Annotated in this window: 17 protein-coding genes and 2 tRNA genes; 10 read left to right on the top strand and 9 right to left on the bottom strand. The window is 39.3% G+C overall.

Annotation, left to right across the window (positions count from 1 at the left end; translation table 11 throughout):
* Nucleotides 1–108: 108 nt before the first annotated feature.
* Both IPM62_02415 and IPM62_02410 read right to left on the bottom strand, forming a co-directional pair.
* Nucleotides 109–1425, bottom strand: a complete 1317-nt coding sequence (locus IPM62_02415) for a serine hydroxymethyltransferase (GenBank protein QQS39441.1) — start codon at nucleotides 1423–1425, stop codon at nucleotides 109–111.
* Nucleotides 1426–1483: 58 nt separating this feature from the next.
* Complete coding sequence (locus tag IPM62_02410) at nucleotides 1484–2191, bottom strand: hypothetical protein (protein QQS39440.1); 708 nt, start codon at nucleotides 2189–2191, stop codon at nucleotides 1484–1486.
* 109 nt (nucleotides 2192–2300) lie between these two features.
* On the opposite strand from IPM62_02410, the gene IPM62_02405 reads away from it, so the two are divergent.
* Nucleotides 2301–3200, top strand: a complete 900-nt coding sequence (locus IPM62_02405) for a thymidylate synthase (protein QQS39439.1) — start codon at nucleotides 2301–2303, stop codon at nucleotides 3198–3200.
* Complete coding sequence (locus tag IPM62_02400) at nucleotides 3197–3676, top strand: dihydrofolate reductase (protein QQS39438.1); 480 nt, start codon at nucleotides 3197–3199, stop codon at nucleotides 3674–3676. Before IPM62_02405 ends, IPM62_02400 begins: the two co-directional genes overlap by 4 nt.
* A gap of 6 nt (nucleotides 3677–3682) precedes the next feature.
* Here IPM62_02400 and topA read toward each other — a convergent pair whose 3' ends face one another.
* Entirely contained in the window at nucleotides 3683–5686 is a 2004-nt protein-coding gene (gene topA / locus IPM62_02395) for a type I DNA topoisomerase (GenBank protein ID QQS39437.1), read from the bottom strand.
* A gap of 134 nt (nucleotides 5687–5820) precedes the next feature.
* On the opposite strand from topA, the gene IPM62_02390 reads away from it, so the two are divergent.
* The gene (locus IPM62_02390) at nucleotides 5821–6000 is read left to right on the top strand and encodes a hypothetical protein (GenBank protein ID QQS39436.1); all 180 of its coding nucleotides are present in this window, start codon (nucleotides 5821–5823) and stop codon (nucleotides 5998–6000) included.
* Nucleotides 6001–6007: 7 nt separating this feature from the next.
* A complete protein-coding gene (locus IPM62_02385) occupies nucleotides 6008–6187 on the top strand; it encodes a hypothetical protein (GenBank protein ID QQS39435.1) in 180 nt (59 codons plus the stop codon).
* 4 nt (nucleotides 6188–6191) lie between these two features.
* Here IPM62_02385 and dprA read toward each other — a convergent pair whose 3' ends face one another.
* From dprA to IPM62_02370, 3 genes are read right to left on the bottom strand one after another with little or no spacing between them, the layout of a single operon-like run.
* On the bottom strand, nucleotides 6192–7277 hold the full coding sequence (dprA, locus tag IPM62_02380; protein QQS39434.1) for a DNA-protecting protein DprA: 1086 nt from the start codon (nucleotides 7275–7277) through the stop codon (nucleotides 6192–6194).
* A 30-nt stretch (nucleotides 7278–7307) separates the two neighbouring features.
* A complete protein-coding gene (locus IPM62_02375; GenBank protein QQS39433.1) occupies nucleotides 7308–9053 on the bottom strand; it encodes a hypothetical protein in 1746 nt (581 codons plus the stop codon).
* An 8-nt stretch (nucleotides 9054–9061) separates the two neighbouring features.
* The gene (locus tag IPM62_02370; GenBank protein ID QQS39432.1) at nucleotides 9062–10159 is read right to left on the bottom strand and encodes a rod shape-determining protein; all 1098 of its coding nucleotides are present in this window, start codon (nucleotides 10157–10159) and stop codon (nucleotides 9062–9064) included.
* Nucleotides 10160–10478: 319 nt separating this feature from the next.
* On the opposite strand from IPM62_02370, the gene IPM62_02365 reads away from it, so the two are divergent.
* From IPM62_02365 to IPM62_02355, 3 genes are all read left to right on the top strand, one after another.
* Complete coding sequence (locus IPM62_02365) at nucleotides 10479–12620, top strand: O-antigen ligase family protein (protein QQS39431.1); 2142 nt, start codon at nucleotides 10479–10481, stop codon at nucleotides 12618–12620.
* A 180-nt stretch (nucleotides 12621–12800) separates the two neighbouring features.
* Nucleotides 12801–13358, top strand: coding sequence for a peptide deformylase (def, locus tag IPM62_02360; GenBank protein ID QQS39430.1), 558 nt, complete (start codon nucleotides 12801–12803; stop codon nucleotides 13356–13358).
* A complete protein-coding gene (locus IPM62_02355; protein ID QQS39429.1) occupies nucleotides 13355–14278 on the top strand; it encodes a methionyl-tRNA formyltransferase in 924 nt (307 codons plus the stop codon). Before def ends, IPM62_02355 begins: the two co-directional genes overlap by 4 nt.
* A gap of 76 nt (nucleotides 14279–14354) precedes the next feature.
* Here IPM62_02355 and rpmB read toward each other — a convergent pair whose 3' ends face one another.
* Nucleotides 14355–14606 carry a 50S ribosomal protein L28 gene (rpmB, locus tag IPM62_02350; GenBank protein QQS39428.1) on the bottom strand — a complete coding sequence of 84 codons (252 nt, stop codon included), beginning with the start codon at nucleotides 14604–14606 and terminating at the stop codon, nucleotides 14355–14357.
* Nucleotides 14607–14731: 125 nt separating this feature from the next.
* Between rpmB and IPM62_02345 the strand changes: the two genes are divergently transcribed.
* Complete coding sequence (locus tag IPM62_02345; protein ID QQS39427.1) at nucleotides 14732–15385, top strand: site-2 protease family protein; 654 nt, start codon at nucleotides 14732–14734, stop codon at nucleotides 15383–15385.
* 562 nt (nucleotides 15386–15947) lie between these two features.
* Here the strand turns inward: IPM62_02345 and IPM62_02340 are convergent.
* Nucleotides 15948–16163 (bottom strand): hypothetical protein, encoded by a 216-nt coding sequence (locus IPM62_02340; protein ID QQS39426.1) that lies wholly within the window; start codon nucleotides 16161–16163, stop codon nucleotides 15948–15950.
* Nucleotides 16164–16167: 4 nt separating this feature from the next.
* On the opposite strand from IPM62_02340, the gene IPM62_02335 reads away from it, so the two are divergent.
* Nucleotides 16168–16240, top strand: a tRNA-Thr gene (locus IPM62_02335).
* A gap of 107 nt (nucleotides 16241–16347) precedes the next feature.
* Nucleotides 16348–16432: transfer RNA gene (locus IPM62_02330), tRNA-Tyr, on the top strand.
* A 173-nt stretch (nucleotides 16433–16605) separates the two neighbouring features.
* Here IPM62_02330 and IPM62_02325 read toward each other — a convergent pair.
* Complete coding sequence (locus tag IPM62_02325) at nucleotides 16606–17415, bottom strand: hypothetical protein (protein QQS39425.1); 810 nt, start codon at nucleotides 17413–17415, stop codon at nucleotides 16606–16608.
* Between the last annotated feature and the right edge of the window lie 117 nt (nucleotides 17416–17532).

Genomic DNA, 17532 nt, shown 5'->3' with positions numbered 1-17532 from the left:
TAAATTTAGTACGGTAACAAATATTACGAAAAGCGTCACATCTTCGCATAGTAAGAAAATTCCTAAAAAACTATTCGTATCAAAATATATTTTCAAAAGGCAGAAGTGTTATTCAAAATCAATGGGGAATTCTTTACACAACATTTTTACTTCTTTGTTTATTTTAAGTATGCGTTCATTCTTTGCAATCCCAACTCTAAAAGCTTTTAGGAATTGATTTCTTTCTTCTTTGTCGGCGGGAATAGTTTGACCGGCAACAATCTCGATCACTTCATGAATCCAATCCGCAATTTTTTTCATTTCGCGTTCTTTCATTCCTCTAACCGTAATTGCCGGAGTCCCCAACCTTAGACCCGAGGGATAAAACGGCGACCCCGTGTCACTCGGGACTGTATTTCTGTTTGCAATAATACCTGCATATTCCAACGCCCATGCCGCAAACCAACCGTTTGTTTTTTGCTCTCTCAAATCAATTAAAACCAAGTGCTTATCTGTTCCACCACTTACAATGTGTAATCCCTTTGATTTAAGGAGCTGAGCTAAATATTTGGCGTTTTCAACTGTCTGCGCACCATATCGTTTAAATTTTGGTGTTTTAGCTTTTTCAAGTGCTACTGCAATTCCAGCGATGGAATGAAGATGCGGACCTCCCTGAAGACCGGGAATAATCGATCTGTCAATTTTCTCGCCGTATTCTTTTCTTGCAACAATAACTGCTCCTCTTGGTCCTCGAAGCGTTTTGTGGGTCGTAAAAGTAACAAAATCGGCGTGTGGAAAAGGTGAATTATTGGCACCGGCAATAATAAGTCCCGCCTCGTGTGCCACATCAGCCATATAATACGCCCCTACCCTATGGGCGATTTTTGCCATGCGTTTATAATCAATATCCCGAGGATAAGCAGTACCGCCGGAAATTATTAGTTTAGGTTTTATTTGAGTTGCCAATAGTGCAATTTTGGCAAAATCAAAAATCTCTTTTTCGGGATCGACGTTATAAAAACTTACGTTAAAAATTTTAGAGACTAATGTAATTTTGTTGTCGCCCATATGCCAACCATGCGAGAGATGCCCACCGTCGGGCAAAAACATAGACATGATTTTGTCACCCGGATCTAAAATTGCATTGTAAACCGCCAAGTTTGCTTCACACCCGGAATGAGGTTGCACATTTACATGCCAATCCTCAGGGTTTAGATTAAAACATTCCAGAACTCTTCCTTCCGCGGTTGCTTCCACTTGGTCAACAAATTCATTTCCCTGATAATACCGCCTTCCCGGATCACCTTCCGCATACTTATGCATCAGAATACTTCCGACAGCGCTTCTTACTTCCGGGTAAGTATAGTTTTCTGACGGAATCATCATCAGCGTTTCTTTCTGCCTTTTTGCCTCTTGGTCAATTAATGAAAATATTTTATCCACCATCCCAGTATATTGCTTATTTAAAAATATTCAAATGTTACTTCTGTCTTTCACCGACAACCTATCCTTCCTCATATTGATGTATAAATCTGTCTACTTCCTTCCAAACCTTTCCATGAACCTCCTCAATTGACATCAATGTCCCACTTTCGCTCGCGCAATCAACAACAACTATGCCAGAATCATTCTTAGCTAATTCTCCATACAATCTGGTAGCTGATAACTGATGTTCAACGTCTTTCTCCAGACCATCCTTTTGTGCCCCCCCCAAATAATTTCTCCCCGCTTTCTTTTCAATAAGTTTTTGACTTATTTCAAATGGAACGGACAAAAATAGGTATAAATCTGGACGCGGGATTTTTAGTATGTCATATTCCATTTTTCTCAAATCCGCCAAAAAACCATCTCTTTCGCTTGGGGGCATTCTGGCCACTTGATGTGCTTCATTTGAAAGTGTGTATCTATTCCCAACTACAATTAATCCATTTCTTTGAGCTGTTCTAATGTTTTCACTTGCCTCCCAACGATCCATTGCAAATAACACCGACGCAAGCCTCGGATCAATAATGTCCATTGGTCCAAAGTCACCCTTAAGCATCCTTCCAATCATCGGACCAAAATATCCCTCATGATTGTAATATTGGGGGAAATCTACAGGAAAAACCTTTCTTTCATTTTCCTTGAGTTTTTCAATTAACAACGCATGCTGTGTACCTTTTCCGCTTCCATCGGGACCTTCGATAACAATGAATGGCGATTTATTAATCATTGATTTACACCAAAAATGTAGCATGCTTTTTGAAAATTATCCATTATCTTTTTTCTCCACTGGAAATTTATTGTCATATAATTTATGCTGGCAAGAAGGTTAGTCAACAATGAAAGTTTATCACGATCTACTTAACGATATCCTGAAAAACGGTGTGGTTGAAAAAAACGAACGAACAGGCACCGGAACGAAAAAAGTTTTTGGCCGCATGGTTCGATTTGATTTATCCCAAGGCTTTCCACTTCTTACAACAAAGCAAATGTATCTAAAAGCAATTATTCACGAACTACTTTGGTTTATCAAAGGAGATACAAACTTAAGATATCTTGCCAAAAACAATGTAAGAATCTGGAACGAATGGCCATTTCAAAATTATCTTAAGGCTAATAAGTTGGACAAAAGATACCCGATGTACTCCAGTACATGGCAAGAGAAAATGATCGAGTATGTGGAGAAAATTAAGTCCGATAAAAAGTTTGCTGAAAAATGGGGAAACCTTGGTCCGGTTTATGGTGCACAATGGAGAAATTTCGACGGCTTTGATCAATTAAAGTGGGTAGTAAGAGAAATCAAAAATAATCCGGGAAGTAGGCGGTTAATTGTCAATGCATGGAACGCATCACGTGTTGACACCATGGCACTTCCACCATGCCACGTTATGTATCAATTTAGTGTAAGTAATAATAAATTGTCATGCCTCATGACGCAAAGATCGGTTGATACATTTTTAGGATTACCATTTAATATCGCAAGTTACGCACTTCTTACCATGATGATCGCCCATGTCACTAATCTAAAACCCGGTGAGTTAGTTTTGAGTCTGGCAGATACACACATTTATTTAAATCATATTGACCAAGCAAAAGAAATTGTAAAGAGAAAACCATATACACTTCCGACAATGAAACTTAATAAGGATGTAAAATCATTGTTTAGATTTAAATATGAGGACTTCACTCTAATGAACTACCAATATCACCCACCAATAAAAGCAAAAATTTCAGTATGAAAATATCAATTATTGCAGCCTTATCAAAAAACTTCGTTATCGGAAACAAAGGCCGGATACCCTGGCATATTTCAGAGGATTTTAAATATTTTAAAAAGTTAACTCTGGGACATACGGTAATTATGGGAGAGGCAACTTTCAAGTCGATCGGTAAACCACTTCCCGATAGAAAGATAATTGTCATGTCGAAAGATAAAAACTTTGAGGCATACGGATGTGTTGTTGTTCATTCACTTGAAGACGCACTTAAATTAATTAACACAGAAAGTGGTGAAATATTTATTGCAGGTGGCGGCCAAATTTATAAATTATTTTTGTCCCTTGCAGATAAATTGTACTTAACCGAAATTGATAAAGCGTTTGAAGGAGATACGTATTTCCCAAGGTTTGATAAAACTAAGTATAAACGAAAAGAAATTCTAGAAAGCGAAGAAAACGGTCTGAAATATTCTTTCAACGTTTATAATAAGGTGTAAACACATCTAGTTGTCTTTTGCCTGTGCCGGGTTTACCCAACTTGCATATTCACACTCGGGGTATTTGGAACATCCATAAAATATTCTTCCCGTTCTGGTTTTTTTAACAATGATATCTCCTTGACTTTCTTTATCTCTTCCTTCTTCCAAACAACGTAGGCATTTCATGTCAACTTTAACAACTAATTTTTCCGTGTGTTTACAATCCGGGAAGTTTGAACAGGAAATAAATTTCCCAAATCTTCCGGTTCTAATCACTAAATCACCTTGTTTATCACCAACTCTTTTTTCCTTTTTGCATGTCGGGCATTTTCTTCCGGTTTTCTCAACAGGTACGGCAACTCTCACCGCGTTTTTCTCGACATCTAACACCTTTTTCTCAAAAGGTTTGTAAAAATCCTTCATCATTGTCACCCAATCTTTATTTCCTTTGGCAACTTCGTCGAGGTCGTTTTCCATGCCTGCCGTAAATGAATAATCAAAGATTTCATCAAAATTAGTCACCATAAAATCAGTAACGGCAATCCCGACAGGTGTCGGGTAAAACTTTTTATCAAGTTTTTCAACATATTGCCTTGTTTGGATGGTCGAGATGGTTGGAGCATAAGTTGATGGTCTACCTATCCCCAATTTCTCCAACGTTTTAATTAACGATGCTTCATTAAATCTGGCGGGAGGTTGGGTAAACTTCTGTTCACTAATTACTTGTTTAACATCTAATTTTTCACCTGCGTTTACTTTCGGTAAAATCAACTCGTCTTTTTCCTTGGTTGGTATTACCTTTCTCCACCCATCAAATATTTCTACATTTCCGGTAGTCCTAAGTAAATAATTATTATTACCATCTGCGTTTACATCTATCGTGGTCACATCATAAATCGCCATTTCCATTTGACACGCCACAAATCTTCTCCAGATCAAACTGTAAAGTTTCTCTGCATCTAATTTGATCTTTACATGTACTGCCAAGTCACCTTGGATTTTAATATCGGTCGGTCGTATAGCTTCGTGTGCTTGCTGAGCCGATTTTGCTTTGGTTTTATAAATTAAAGCGTTTGCCGGTACATATTTGTCCCCATATGTTTTTGCGATAAATGTACGTACTTTTTCCACCGCTTGTACTGACAGATTGGTGGAATCGGTTCTGTGATAAGTAATCAGCCCTTCTTCATACAGTTTTTGGGCAATACTCATGGTTTTTTTTGATGACCAACCATATACATTAGCACCCGCTTGGGTAAGCGTTGATGTCGTGTATGGAGGGAATGGTTTTTTTCTTACTTCTTTTGACCTGACATCTTTAACGCTGAAAATGGCTTTTTCAAGATCATCTTTAAGTTTTTTGGCTTCATTTCCATTTGCAACACTCAATACTTTGTTATCTACTTTTAAAAGATTTACTCTGAAAATTTTCCCCTTTTCTTGTTGCTTTACGTCACAAGCAATTTCCCAATACTCTTTTTTAACAAACTTTTCAATCTCGCGTTCACGCTCGACAATCAAACGGACAACTACCGTTTGCACTCTCCCTGCCGACAAACCGCGCCGGATTTTTTTCCAAATGACAGGTGACAATTTATAGCCCACTAGTCGATCGAGTACACGCCGGGCAATTTGGGCATTCACTAAATTATCGTCAATTTTTGCAGGATGAGCGATTGCTTCTTCGACCGCTTCTTTGGTTATCTCATGAAAGGTAATTCTTGCGTAATCTGTCTTACCAATAATCTCATGAACATGCAAAGCAATTGCTTCTCCCTCACGATCCGGATCGGTTGCTAAATAAACTTTCTTGGCTTTTTTTGCTTGCTTTACTAACTTTGCAATTTCTTTTTTTCTCGTCTCGACCAACTGGTAATCAGGCTGAAAATCATTTTCCACATCGACACTCAATTTACTTTTAGGTAAATCTTTGATGTGTCCCATTGTCGCCTCAACCGAATAATCTTTCCCGAGAAACCGATTTAGTGTTTTTGCTTTTGTTGGACTTTCTACAATTATTAAATTCATACTTTAGATAAACAGTTATCAGTAAAACAGGAAAATGCAACTAATGTCAACATCCCAGGATGAAATTGTAACAGCAATGTCAATAATTTCGAAAGTTGTATTGAAATAATATATATTCCACGTATAATTAAAACATGTCTGAAAACGAAGATACCTCCAGGAATAAGCTGGAAGAAGCCCAGCGTAGATTTGAGCAAACACAATATATGCAGGCTGCAATAAAAGCAGGCGCTAAACCAAAACCACTTCCCGAAAGACCAAATGTTCCTACCACCAATAGTACACCAACGCCCAAAACCCCCAAATCAGATTAATAAATTTATGGCAGCAGAAATATCGCGAGAACAGTTAGATCAAGCAAAAAAGCGTGCAGGTGAATTGGCATTGAAGACATTTGAAGAGGCTTTGGCATATGATCGTGCGGGAAACCACAAACGATGCGAAGAGAGATTGAGAGATGCTGCTAGATTTGAAGATATGTCTTTGACAGAAACAGAATAGGATACTAATTCCTAACCCGATATAGTCCATCGTCGCAATTAACCAAGCCCTTTAACTCCATCATCGAAAGCTTTGACTGCAGTTTACCAATATCCAGCTTAATCTCCCGTGCAATTTCATCAATGTGTTTTGCCTCGTTTTTCAGTAGTATGTAAATTTTTCTTTCCAGTTCATCAGTCGGCATGATTTTTTCGACCTGCTTTTTATCTACCTTGAATTGCATATTCATTTCTTCTAAAACAACTCGGGTACTTGTTGCCAAGCGCGCTCCATTTTCAATCAAATACAAAGGCGCCTCACTCATGGGAGAAGTAATTTGTCCCGGAACCGCAAACACCGTCCTCCCCTGCTCCGCCGCAGCACGAGCAGTAAGCAGTGTCCCGCTTTTATGTTGACCCTCAACCACGATTACTGCTTTTGATAATCCCGATATTATTCGATTTCTGTTGGCAAAATTGGTTTTAAGAGCAGGTGTTCCAAGCGGATATTCGGATACGATAGCACCCTTTTTCCCGTCGAATATTTTTTTGGCGATGTAGTAATTTTGTTGCGGCGTAATCGTATCAAGTCCGCTTGCAAGTACCGCGATACTTCTGCCACCACTTGCCAAACACGCGTTGTGGGCAACTGCATCGATTCCAAGTGCCAAACCCGATACAATTGTGACGCCAAAATCGGAAAGCTCGCCGGCGAATTTAGCTGCCACCTCCCTGCCGTAATGTGTCATTTTCCTGCTTCCTACAATCGCAATGGCATTCGAGTCGTTTTGACAAAGTTCCCCCTTGATATATAAAACCTGTGGAGCGTTTGATAATTCACTTAAATTTGACGGATAATTAGCGTCGGAATGAGTAATAATGCCAATTGCTAACTTTGCTAACTTCAGTTGATATTTATCAAAGTCAAAATTCTTCCTGTGTTCGACAAACCCGTCAATCAACTTGTCGGATAGATTAACTTCTTTAAGTTCTTTTTTACTTAATTTCCAGATATTTTCATATGTTCCGAAATAATTTTTCAGTAACGTCAACCGCACCGGTCCGAATCCAACATAGGTTGATATGCACACTAAAAAATCATTTTCCGTCATGTATTTCAAAGCTAAGCTTTGGCTCTTTGGTTATTCGGTGGCAACTGGAACACTTGCAGGTTTTGATTCGGGAAAATTGTACCAATAATTATATATACTTCTGGCAATCGGCCCCGCAATTTTTGAACCTTCTCCACCTTCTTCTACCAAAACTGTAACGACAATTTCGGGTTTTATCAACTCTGTATTTTCATCGGTTGAAAACGGAGTAAAAAAAGTAAACCAAGCATGCGGATTTTTATCAGTCGAAGTTTCCGCCGTTCCGGTTTTGCACGCAACTTTTTTATTCGCAAATTTCTCATCGTTTGACCCATTGATATCAAAAAAAGTAAAACCGGTTCCCTCCGGTGAGCATGCTTGAAACATACCTTCACGCACAATTTCCAAGTTGTCTTTGTCTATTTCCAAATCACTACATTCGACCCCACCAACAAGATGTGGTTTACAAATTTTCCCATCGGCGGCAATTGCTGCGATTGCACGGTTAATCTGAATCGGTGTAAGCGCCGTATCGCCTTGGCCAATTGAAAAATGATATGTATTACCCAAAAACCATCGTTCGGCTTTTGCCAATTTTTTCCATTCGGGATTAGGTAATAATCCGCTAACCTCACCCGGTAAATCAATCCCTGTCGGGACACCAAATCCGAACTTTTCTGCCCATAAAACCAGATTATCAATTCCGGTTAATTCTCCGATTTTATAAAACAGTGTATCCGTTGATCTAGCCAGTGCTTTTTTTATGCCAATTACACCTTCTTGTCCACCGTATTGTGTCCAATACCAATTGTTATACGTATAAACTCCATAGTCAGTATTTAACACAATCGACCCCGTGTCTTCGTATGTGTAGTCATCATCAATTGTTCGTGTTTCCAATGAAGCAAGTACGACAACCGGTTTAAATACAGAGCCCGGGTGATATGTCCCACCGGTTGCGCGGTTATACAACGGAAGTTCTGTATTAGTGAAAAGGTTTTCGATATCTTGCGACTTATCTTTTTTGACAAAAATATTTGGATCATATGAAGGCGATGAATACAGCGCAAGAATTTCTCCCTTTGTATCTGATATAACCACGGCTCCTTTGATTAGACCTTCGGGAATGTCCCCGCGCGCAAAATCTTTCTTACCGCTAAATATGTCGGCAACATGAATTTGTAATCCGTAGTCTATGGTTGTACGAATTTCCCGTCCGGAAATCGGTTGCTTTCTACCCAAAGTTCGGACTCTATTCCCCAAAACATCTACCTCTACCAATTCCTCACCATCATGCCCCATCAAAGTGCATTCATAATATTGTTCTAAACCGGTTCTGCCGGTAAGCGAATCAAACTTCCTGGGTCCATGGCTCAAACATCCCGCATTAACTTTTCCCACTTCATCCTCATTAACTAATCCCAGATAGCCACTTACGTGCGCAAACGAAGATCCTAATTTATAATCTCTGACGTATTCGTCAATTATTTCTTCATCCGGAGCGTTATTAATATCAAGCGTTTTTTCATATCCTTCAGTGGGGCTGAAAGTAACATGTTTTTTAACTTTAGTATTTCCAACCAACAATTCGCCTCCCCGTGCCAATATTTCACCTCGGGCAGCAGTAATTGGAACGCGACGAATTCTGTTTCCCTCGGCAAGTGATCGGAAGTACGCACCACGGATAATCTGCAAATCAAACAACCTCCCTACAAGGATTAAAAAACCTAAAATCAACACACCTCGGTAAAACCAAGATAACCAACTTTGCGAACGTGATTGCGACAGAGTTTCCATTAAGCTAGTTAATTTTCATTCATTTTTTCAGTCATATTAATTCGGCCAAGTAACCCTATATCATTTAATATCGCACCACACCCGCGAACAACGGCAGTTAACGGATCATCAGCAATAAACGCAGGCATTTTAGTTTGCTCGGAAATCACCTCATCAATTCCGGTTAACAACGCTCCTCCACCGGCAATTATAATCCCGCGTTTCATAATGTCCGAAACAAGCTCTGGAGGGGTTTCTTCAAGCGTGTTTGAAATGCTTTTTACAATTTCTCGAACAATTGGCGCAAGAGCTTCACGCACTTCCGTACTTGATAATTTGACCGATTTCGGCAATCCGGTCTCCAAGTCTCTTCCCCGTACAACCGAAAAAAGTTCTTTTTTAACCTGAGTTGCACTGCCGATATCAATTTTAACTTTTTCTGCCGTAGATTCTCCCAATAATAATGAATATTTCAAACGCACGTAGTTTACAATTGCATCGTTCATCTCGTCACCGGCAACACGGATCGACCCACCCACGACTACGCCGCCCAAACTTATTACGGCAATTTCACTCGTGCCACCACCAATATCAACAACAAACAAACCTTCGGGTTTTTCGATCGGCAAACCGGCACCAATCGCTGCAGCCATCGGTTCTTCGACCAAATGTGCTTCTCTTGCACCTGCTGAAACGGCAGCATCCGCAACCGCACGCCGTTCGACTTCCGTTACTCCCGATGGTATTCCAATCACGATCCGAGGACGTGGAATTTTAGGAATTACTCCACCTGATTCATGAACTTTTTTTACGTAATGATCAAGCATCGATGCGGTTGCATCAAAATCGGCAATTACCCCATCGCGAAGCGGCCTAATAATTTCGAGTGTTGAAGGAGCTCGACCCAACATTCTCTTGGCTGATGATCCGATTGCCAATACTTCTTTTGTTTTCCGATTTCTGGCAACCACCGACGGTTCCCTGATGACTATTCCTTTGTCTTTGACCCAAACAAGGGTATTTGCTGTTCCCAAGTCAATGCCCACATCATGCGAGAAAGTTCCCAGCAGTTTATTGATCGTAAAACTGGGTAAAAATCTTTTTAACGTAGTAACTCTTAATTTCATATTGTGCAGCCCAGTATAACCTTAGTTTATAATGTTTAAAAGAGTATAACAAAGACACTTCAAATAATTGTCGTGTGCGAAAGACAAGAATAGCTAATGTTTGACCAACCCGGTTAGACAACACTATTTTTCAACTTTGTTATTGCGGTATGTCTACTCGACCTTTTTTGGATTTTAGTATGCTGAAAAATATGTCAACCAATTACCAATATTTAATTAGAGAAAAAAATTTACGCGATAACTCAGGTTTCAGGGTTGGGAGTAAAAAATTAAAGTAATACGTTTTGTCGAATTTGACTATTTCACATAGAATAGATTTATGGATCAGAAAATTAGACAGCTTATTGTCGGGATCTTCTCGGCTTTATTTTTTTTTACGCCTTTAATCGTCTATCCCCAAACGGGTGAAATATTTGAGTTCTCCAAAATCGTCTTTATATATCTTGTGGCATCGAGTGTTACGACCCTTCACATTATTAGAATTATAATCAACAAAAAAATTTTATTTACAAAGTCGGCAGCAGACATTCCGCTAATTCTGTTTTTGGTTTCTGGGGTAATTTCAACATATTTGTCGCTTGATGTGCGAACTTCACTTCTTGGTTACTATGGCAGATATAATGGCGGATTGTTTTCCAGTATTTCGTACTGTCTGCTTTATTGGATCTACCTGGCAAACGTCGACAAAAAAGATACATTGAAAATACTTAAAATCTTAGTCGTCTCGGGATTAATCGTATCTATCATCGCCGTATTCGAACACTTTGGAGTAAGTCCGACATGTCTAATTGTCAGCGCAGTAGCTTTGCCTTACACTAATCCTGCAAGTTATTTTTCATCGCTCCAATCAAGTTTTGATCCCGCCTGCTGGGTACAAAATTTTAGTGAACGCGTATTTTCGACCATCGGTCAACCCAATTGGCTTGCCGCATGGATGGTCGCACTCATTCCCGTCACATGGTCGTTTGTATTTAATTGTGGTTCCGATTCTTTGTTTATTAAATTGCGCAATGCGACTTCATTAAAAGTTGTAACAACACTTACAAATCTTTGTTTAATCGCATTATCCATCACTTTTACTCTGGTTGTAATTTTTACAAAATCCAGGTCGGGCTTAATTGCTTTCCTCCTCGGGTTAATATTATTCCTTGCCGTTTTATTCATAATTAAACTGCAAGAAAAGTATTCAATAAAGCACATGCGATCAAGCATTGTTGGCGTTATGGTAATTCTTTTGATTGCGGTTTTACTTTTCTCACATTCTTTTTTGCAAAAAACAACCTTAAGTATTTCCCGGAACAAAGGCGAGACAATCACAGATACTTTCGCGATTAGAAAAATTGTATGGGAAGGTGCACTAAATATTTGGCGAGCACATCCAATTTTTGGAAGCGGTGTGGAAACTTTCGGTTATACGTATTCGGGTTATCAACCGGTTGTACACAATCTTACTTCGGAGTGGAATTTTTTGTTTAACAAAGCTCACAATGAGTATTTAAATATACTTGCAAACACTGGCTTGGTCGGATTGGTTTCTTACATAACCGTCATTGGAAGTTTTTTCTATTTGTTTATAAATAACATTCGATCTACAAATCATCCAAATGGTATACGACTACTACACCTTGGTTTATTTGTCGGTTTTATTACCTTACTCATCACTAACATTGTCGGTTTTTCGGTAACTGTTACGTCTCTTATCTTCTTTCTTTATCCGGCGATGTCCAAGTCATTGTCTAGTAATGTTGGCATTAAGGTTGCACAAAAAAATACAGTCGGTAAATTACAATTGCTATTTGTTATACCGGTTATTACACTCGGTGTTTTTGCCATTTACAATATTTGTATGTATTGGCAAGCAGACAAACTTGCAGAAAGCGCAAAATCTTACTTGTCACGAGGTAATGCACACGAAGCAAGACGTTTAATTACGAAAGCACTTAATATACAACCCAGGGAACCTTACTATCACATGCTCCTTGCAGAAACAGCAGCAGATCTTGCCATAAACACTTCATCGAATGAAACCGACTTAATAGAAAATTATGTTTCCTCGACAGTTGCCGAATCAACTAACGCTGTTAATTTATCCAAATATAACGTCAATCTGAAAATGCGCCAGGCGTATCTATTTATATCCTTGTCGGGAATTGAACCGTTGTTTATGAATGTTGCAAGCGATGTTTTACACGATGCGATCACGTATGCACCAAATGATGCAGAACTACTTTATAACTACGGACTTACTCTTGTTAGAACAAATCAAAGCGACTTGGCTCTAAAGACATTTGAAAAAACAATTGTAATTAAACCTAATTACAAAGAGCCGAGATTGGCGGCGGCAATTCTCTATATCGACCAAGGTGAGATCCTAAAAGCGCAATATCACTTACAGTATATTTACAACAACATCGACCAAACAGACGTAAACGTTAACACCAAAATTAAAGAGCTGGAGTGAATTTTCGTGGATTATCTGGCCGATTTGTTTGACCAATACAATATTTGTGGTCCAGATAAAGCATGAAAAATAAACTACTTTTCCAAGAATATTTTTTGTATAAATTGAAATAACTGTCAAAATTAACATCGTTACATAAACGGTTGCATCTACCCACCACCACAGCTTATAATTCTCAAGATGATTAGAAAAATTGTTGGCGTAAAAGACCCGTCCTTACGTAGGATTTCACTTCCTGTTAAAAAAGTCGACAAAAAAATTAAAGACTTGATCAGGGATATGGAAGAAACTTTGGTTTCACAAAAGGATCCTGAAGGTATCGGTCTTGCGGCACCTCAGATCGGTAAAAACCTGCAAATATTTTTAATGAAATTAACTACAAAAGATGCAAAAGAATTAAATGAACAAAGTCTCATCAAAGTTGTTATAAATCCGCAAATCGTCAAAGTTGACAAGGTGACAAAACAAGAACTCACCAAAAAACGGGAAATACTCGAGGGTTGTTTATCTTTACCCCATTACTACGGACCACTGGTTCGTTCAAGTAAAGTTACAATAAATTATCTTGATGAAAATGGTGAAAAAAGAATTCAAACGTTTTCTAATTTACCGGCACAAATTGTCCTACATGAAATCGATCACTTGAACGGCATACTATTCGTAGACAGATTGTTGGAACAAGGACAACCGTTATATGAATACAAAGCAGATCGTTGGAAAGAAGTTGAACTTACATGAAAATAGTTTTTTTTGGAACACCCGACAACGTAATTCCAGTACTAAATGTTTTACATAAAACGTTCAGCTCCGTTGACGGATCATGTATCAAAGCCGTTGTAACACAACCACCGCAACCGACAGGTAGACAAAAGATTAATACTTTTTCGGCAGTCGATAATTGGGCGTACAAAAAATCTATTCCCAGACTTTATACTCCGCAAGACGTCCTAAGAGAAAAAGTTCCTGCCGATATTGCTATACTTGCCGCCTACGGTGCTATTATCCCAAACGACGTTATAAATTATTTCCCCTATGGTATTTTAAACGTTCACCCATCCTTACTACCCAAATTACGCGGAGCTTCGCCGGTTCAATCGACACTTACAATAGGTGAAGATTGTGGAGTTACGATAATTAAGTTAGATGAGAAAATGGATCACGGACCCATCGTGACGCAGTTTAAGGATACACTGGAAGAAAACGATACACTCGCAACCCTTCGGGTCCGACTATTTGAAAAAAGCGCCGAGGTCATCAAAACCCTTTTACCCGCATACATCAAAGGCAAGGTAAATCTCAAACCACAAGATCATGAGTTAGCAACTTTCACCCGACTCATAAAAAGAGACGATGGTTTCGTTGATTGGAAATTTTTAAAATCCGCCATTACAGGCGAACCAACCGATTATGTGTGGGATATACCATACATAAAAAACTACCAAATTAAACCCACACCTATAAACATTGACCGTTTCGTACGGGCACTTACACCTTGGCCGGGAGCTTGGACAAAACTGGAAATTGGAAAAACCGGTAAACGGCTTAAAATTCTCGAAGTTAAAGCACATAATGACAATCTTGAAATCATTACTGTTCAGTTAGAAGGCAAAAACCCCGTTTCTTGGAAACAATTCCTGGAAGTATACAAAGTTGTGTAACTTTTTTTGCCAAGTAACATTCCCAAATTGGGCAATTTAGCTTTCTTGGGTTTAGTTCCAATAGTGTCTGAAGACGTTACAAGACGGAGATTGATTTATAGTCTTTTACTTTACCGAATTTCTTTGCGGCTTTGATACATTTCGTGCACGCACGCATTTGGATGTTTTCGCCTGACACGACAAAAGTTTTCTTCTGCAAGTTGGGTTTAAATACACGCGCAGTTTCTTGTGCACGTTTTCTCCACCGCTTACCGGCAACGCCTCGTTTATGCTGTTGGCTTCTGCCTACAGCTGATTTCTTTCCGCAAATTTCGCAAATGTATGACATTGGATTTATAAAAGGTACTACAAACTTATCCTTTGATTAATGATACCTTGTGAATTATACTATTAAAAGTTTCTTTTTTCAAAGATAATAATTTAACCAGGATTATTCTAACATAAACATAAAATATGGAAATACTCGCCTCGATTGTAGCTTTTATTATCGCGATCACCTTTCATGAAGCGGCTCACGCTTGGATGGCAGACAAACTCGGTGACCCGACAGCGAGGCTCATGGGAAGATTGTCGCTTAACCCAATCGTTCATTATGACCCAATCGGCACAAGTATTTTATTGATACTCGTAATACTACATGCGTTTCATTTTCCGGTAATCCCCTTTGGTTGGGCAAAGCCGGTTCGATTTGATCCATATAATCTAAAGTATCCTCGTCGTGATTCGGCTCTGATTGCCCTTGCAGGACCAGTGTCAAATTTACTAATCGCCGTTATTGCATCCATTTTGATTAGACTTGCTATCGCGCCGTTTTCTCCCTTTGGAATGCTAACCATTTTTTTATTACCGTTAATATATTTAAATGTTTTGCTTGCTGTGTTTAATTTATTGCCCATTCATCCTCTGGATGGAGGCAAGATTTTTATAGCGCTATTGCCGGCACGTGAGGCGGCCGATGCCGACCTTTTTCTCAATCGCTACGGTATGATAATTCTTTTCTTTCTGATTTTTGCTTCCGTCAACGGTTCGTCTCCCTTGACTGCGTTTCTTGGACCTTTGCTTAATTTGATTCTCGGAATTTTGCTCCCCGGCCCTGCATTGATTTGAAAGTAGTCGCAACAATTATACTTACCAAAGTATTTTTTTCCTCCTGTTTTGGTTATTTACATGTATTCATACAAAGTGAGACTCAAGGGTGATACTTACACCCATAGCTTCCCTTTTACTCTAACGCACTTCGCATACTTTTTGTCACTTTCGGGCAATCTTCATCTTCTGAATTTTCCCGACTTTTCGATTAGCCGGAACGATACTCGACGGACTAAAGTCCGTAGTATTTTTTTACGCTTTCGATGTGGAAACTTTTTTTATCCAAACGACAAATCGCGTGGAAGTACCATAAAGAAAATACAAGGCGTATCAGTTGTGCTGGTATAAATTGTTTAACGGTAACGAGAATTTATGTGTTTAAGTATTATTTATCAACCCAAATGTAAAGATTCCAGTCACAAGGACAGGTATTTCGTTTATGTGAATTTCGCACCTTCCAACGGCACAGAGTGCTTTTTGCTAATCAGGCAATCAAATAGCATCATCTGTCATCTTTCAAGTTACCCCCAGGTCTTAGTAATTAGCATGACTAAAATTGAAAATGACATTTGTTTTTAAACTAGCTATAATGGGTTAGACCCTGTGAGGATAGTAGGAAGTTACTTTCCTGACCAACTATTTTCTGGGAGTCCGACTCGTTCGGACCTTGTGGCAAGTCCGTCTTTACCTTGGTAATTATGGCAGCCTTCCCACCTGGATCATTCCAGGAAAGAATTCCTCGTCTTTTGCAGGGTCGATTTTTTTGGCTTACAAAGAATATTTGATATAATTTCATTTGCGCCGAAGTAGCTCAGTGGCCAGAGCAGCTGTTTTGTAACCAGCAGGTCGTGGGTTCGACTCCCACCTTCGGCTCAAATCACATACACAGTATTGAAAGTATCGTATTGTATCGCTAACAATATTTTGTAAGAATTAAATATTCACGTTTTCGGGGTCAAATGTATTTTAGTGAATCTTAAGCTGAGGTGGCGGAGCGGCCAATCGCACGAGACTGTAAATCTCGCGCCCGAACGGGCTACGGGGGTTCGAATCCCTCCCTCAGCACACAATTATTTACTACGTTACGACTTCGATAAATAACCTTAACCTTATTAGGTTGTGGTTTTTTTAAGTAATTTGATCATTCTCCGCTTTGAGCAATAGCTAATCTACGTAAAAGTAATGTGTCGTCACAAATTTAAGACAAAAACTTATAAAGATATAAAACGCAACTAAGGTTACAAAGCAAGCGCTAGTGAAGCAAATACAGCAATCAGACCAACCACCATAACGGCAAATGTTGGTGTAGCAATGCCGGCATCAGGAAGCATCGCCGATCCCGTAGCCGCTTTTGTGGCAGTAGGGATTTTTGTCGGTGTCGTTGTCAGTTTTCCCGTCGGGGTAAGAGTCGTTTTGACAGCTGAGGTTGGGGTAACCGAAAGAGCCGTAGTTGGCGAGACTGTTCCGCCTATCGTATAAACGGCGGTTGTAGTGGCGTCACTAGCCAATATATCCTCACCATTTGATTTTTGGGTAATCGTAGAAATCGGATCAACCTTCACAGAAAAAGGCAAAGCCGAAGGAGTTCTCGCAATTGTTAAATTAAAGGAAGCCAACAGCGTGTCGGTGGTTGACGAAAAACCGGCAGCGCCAAGATTTGCGCATGCGACATCGACATTTATATTACCTCCAACTTCGGCAACGTTTTTGGTAGGGCAACTCCAGTCGGCATTGGAAGTTAAAGCCGGATTAATTACAACATTACTTACTGTAACCTCGGGAGTAGTACCCGAAAAGGGATAACTAATTCTCACCGAAACTCCCGAAACAGGGACACCATCAGTGTTGAAATAAACACTGACGGGAATGTTGTCACTCACGTTATACGATCCCGAATTGGGAAGAATTTTTACCGATCCCCTTCCGCCGGGAACCGCAGCTTGATCTCTAATTTCCGTATTTCTGCGAAGTAGTAAAGCACCTGAGACAATTCCACCAAGTCCAACGACAAGAACGAGAGCGGTAACGGCAACTTTCTTCGGATCCATATACATAATTTAAACACCTTATCAAATACATTTGCAAGTGTTAGTTTGATTAAAACAAATTTGGTATAATCTCTAAGCACGTTGTGTTTACTTACATTCCTGTGATAATTGCAGGAA

It is taken from the genome of Candidatus Woesebacteria bacterium (genome assembly GCA_016700095.1).
GTDB lineage: Bacteria > Patescibacteriota > Microgenomatia > UBA8517 > UBA8517.
Note: the sequence above shows the minus strand (reverse complement) of the source record. Positions and strands in the feature narration are given on the sequence as shown.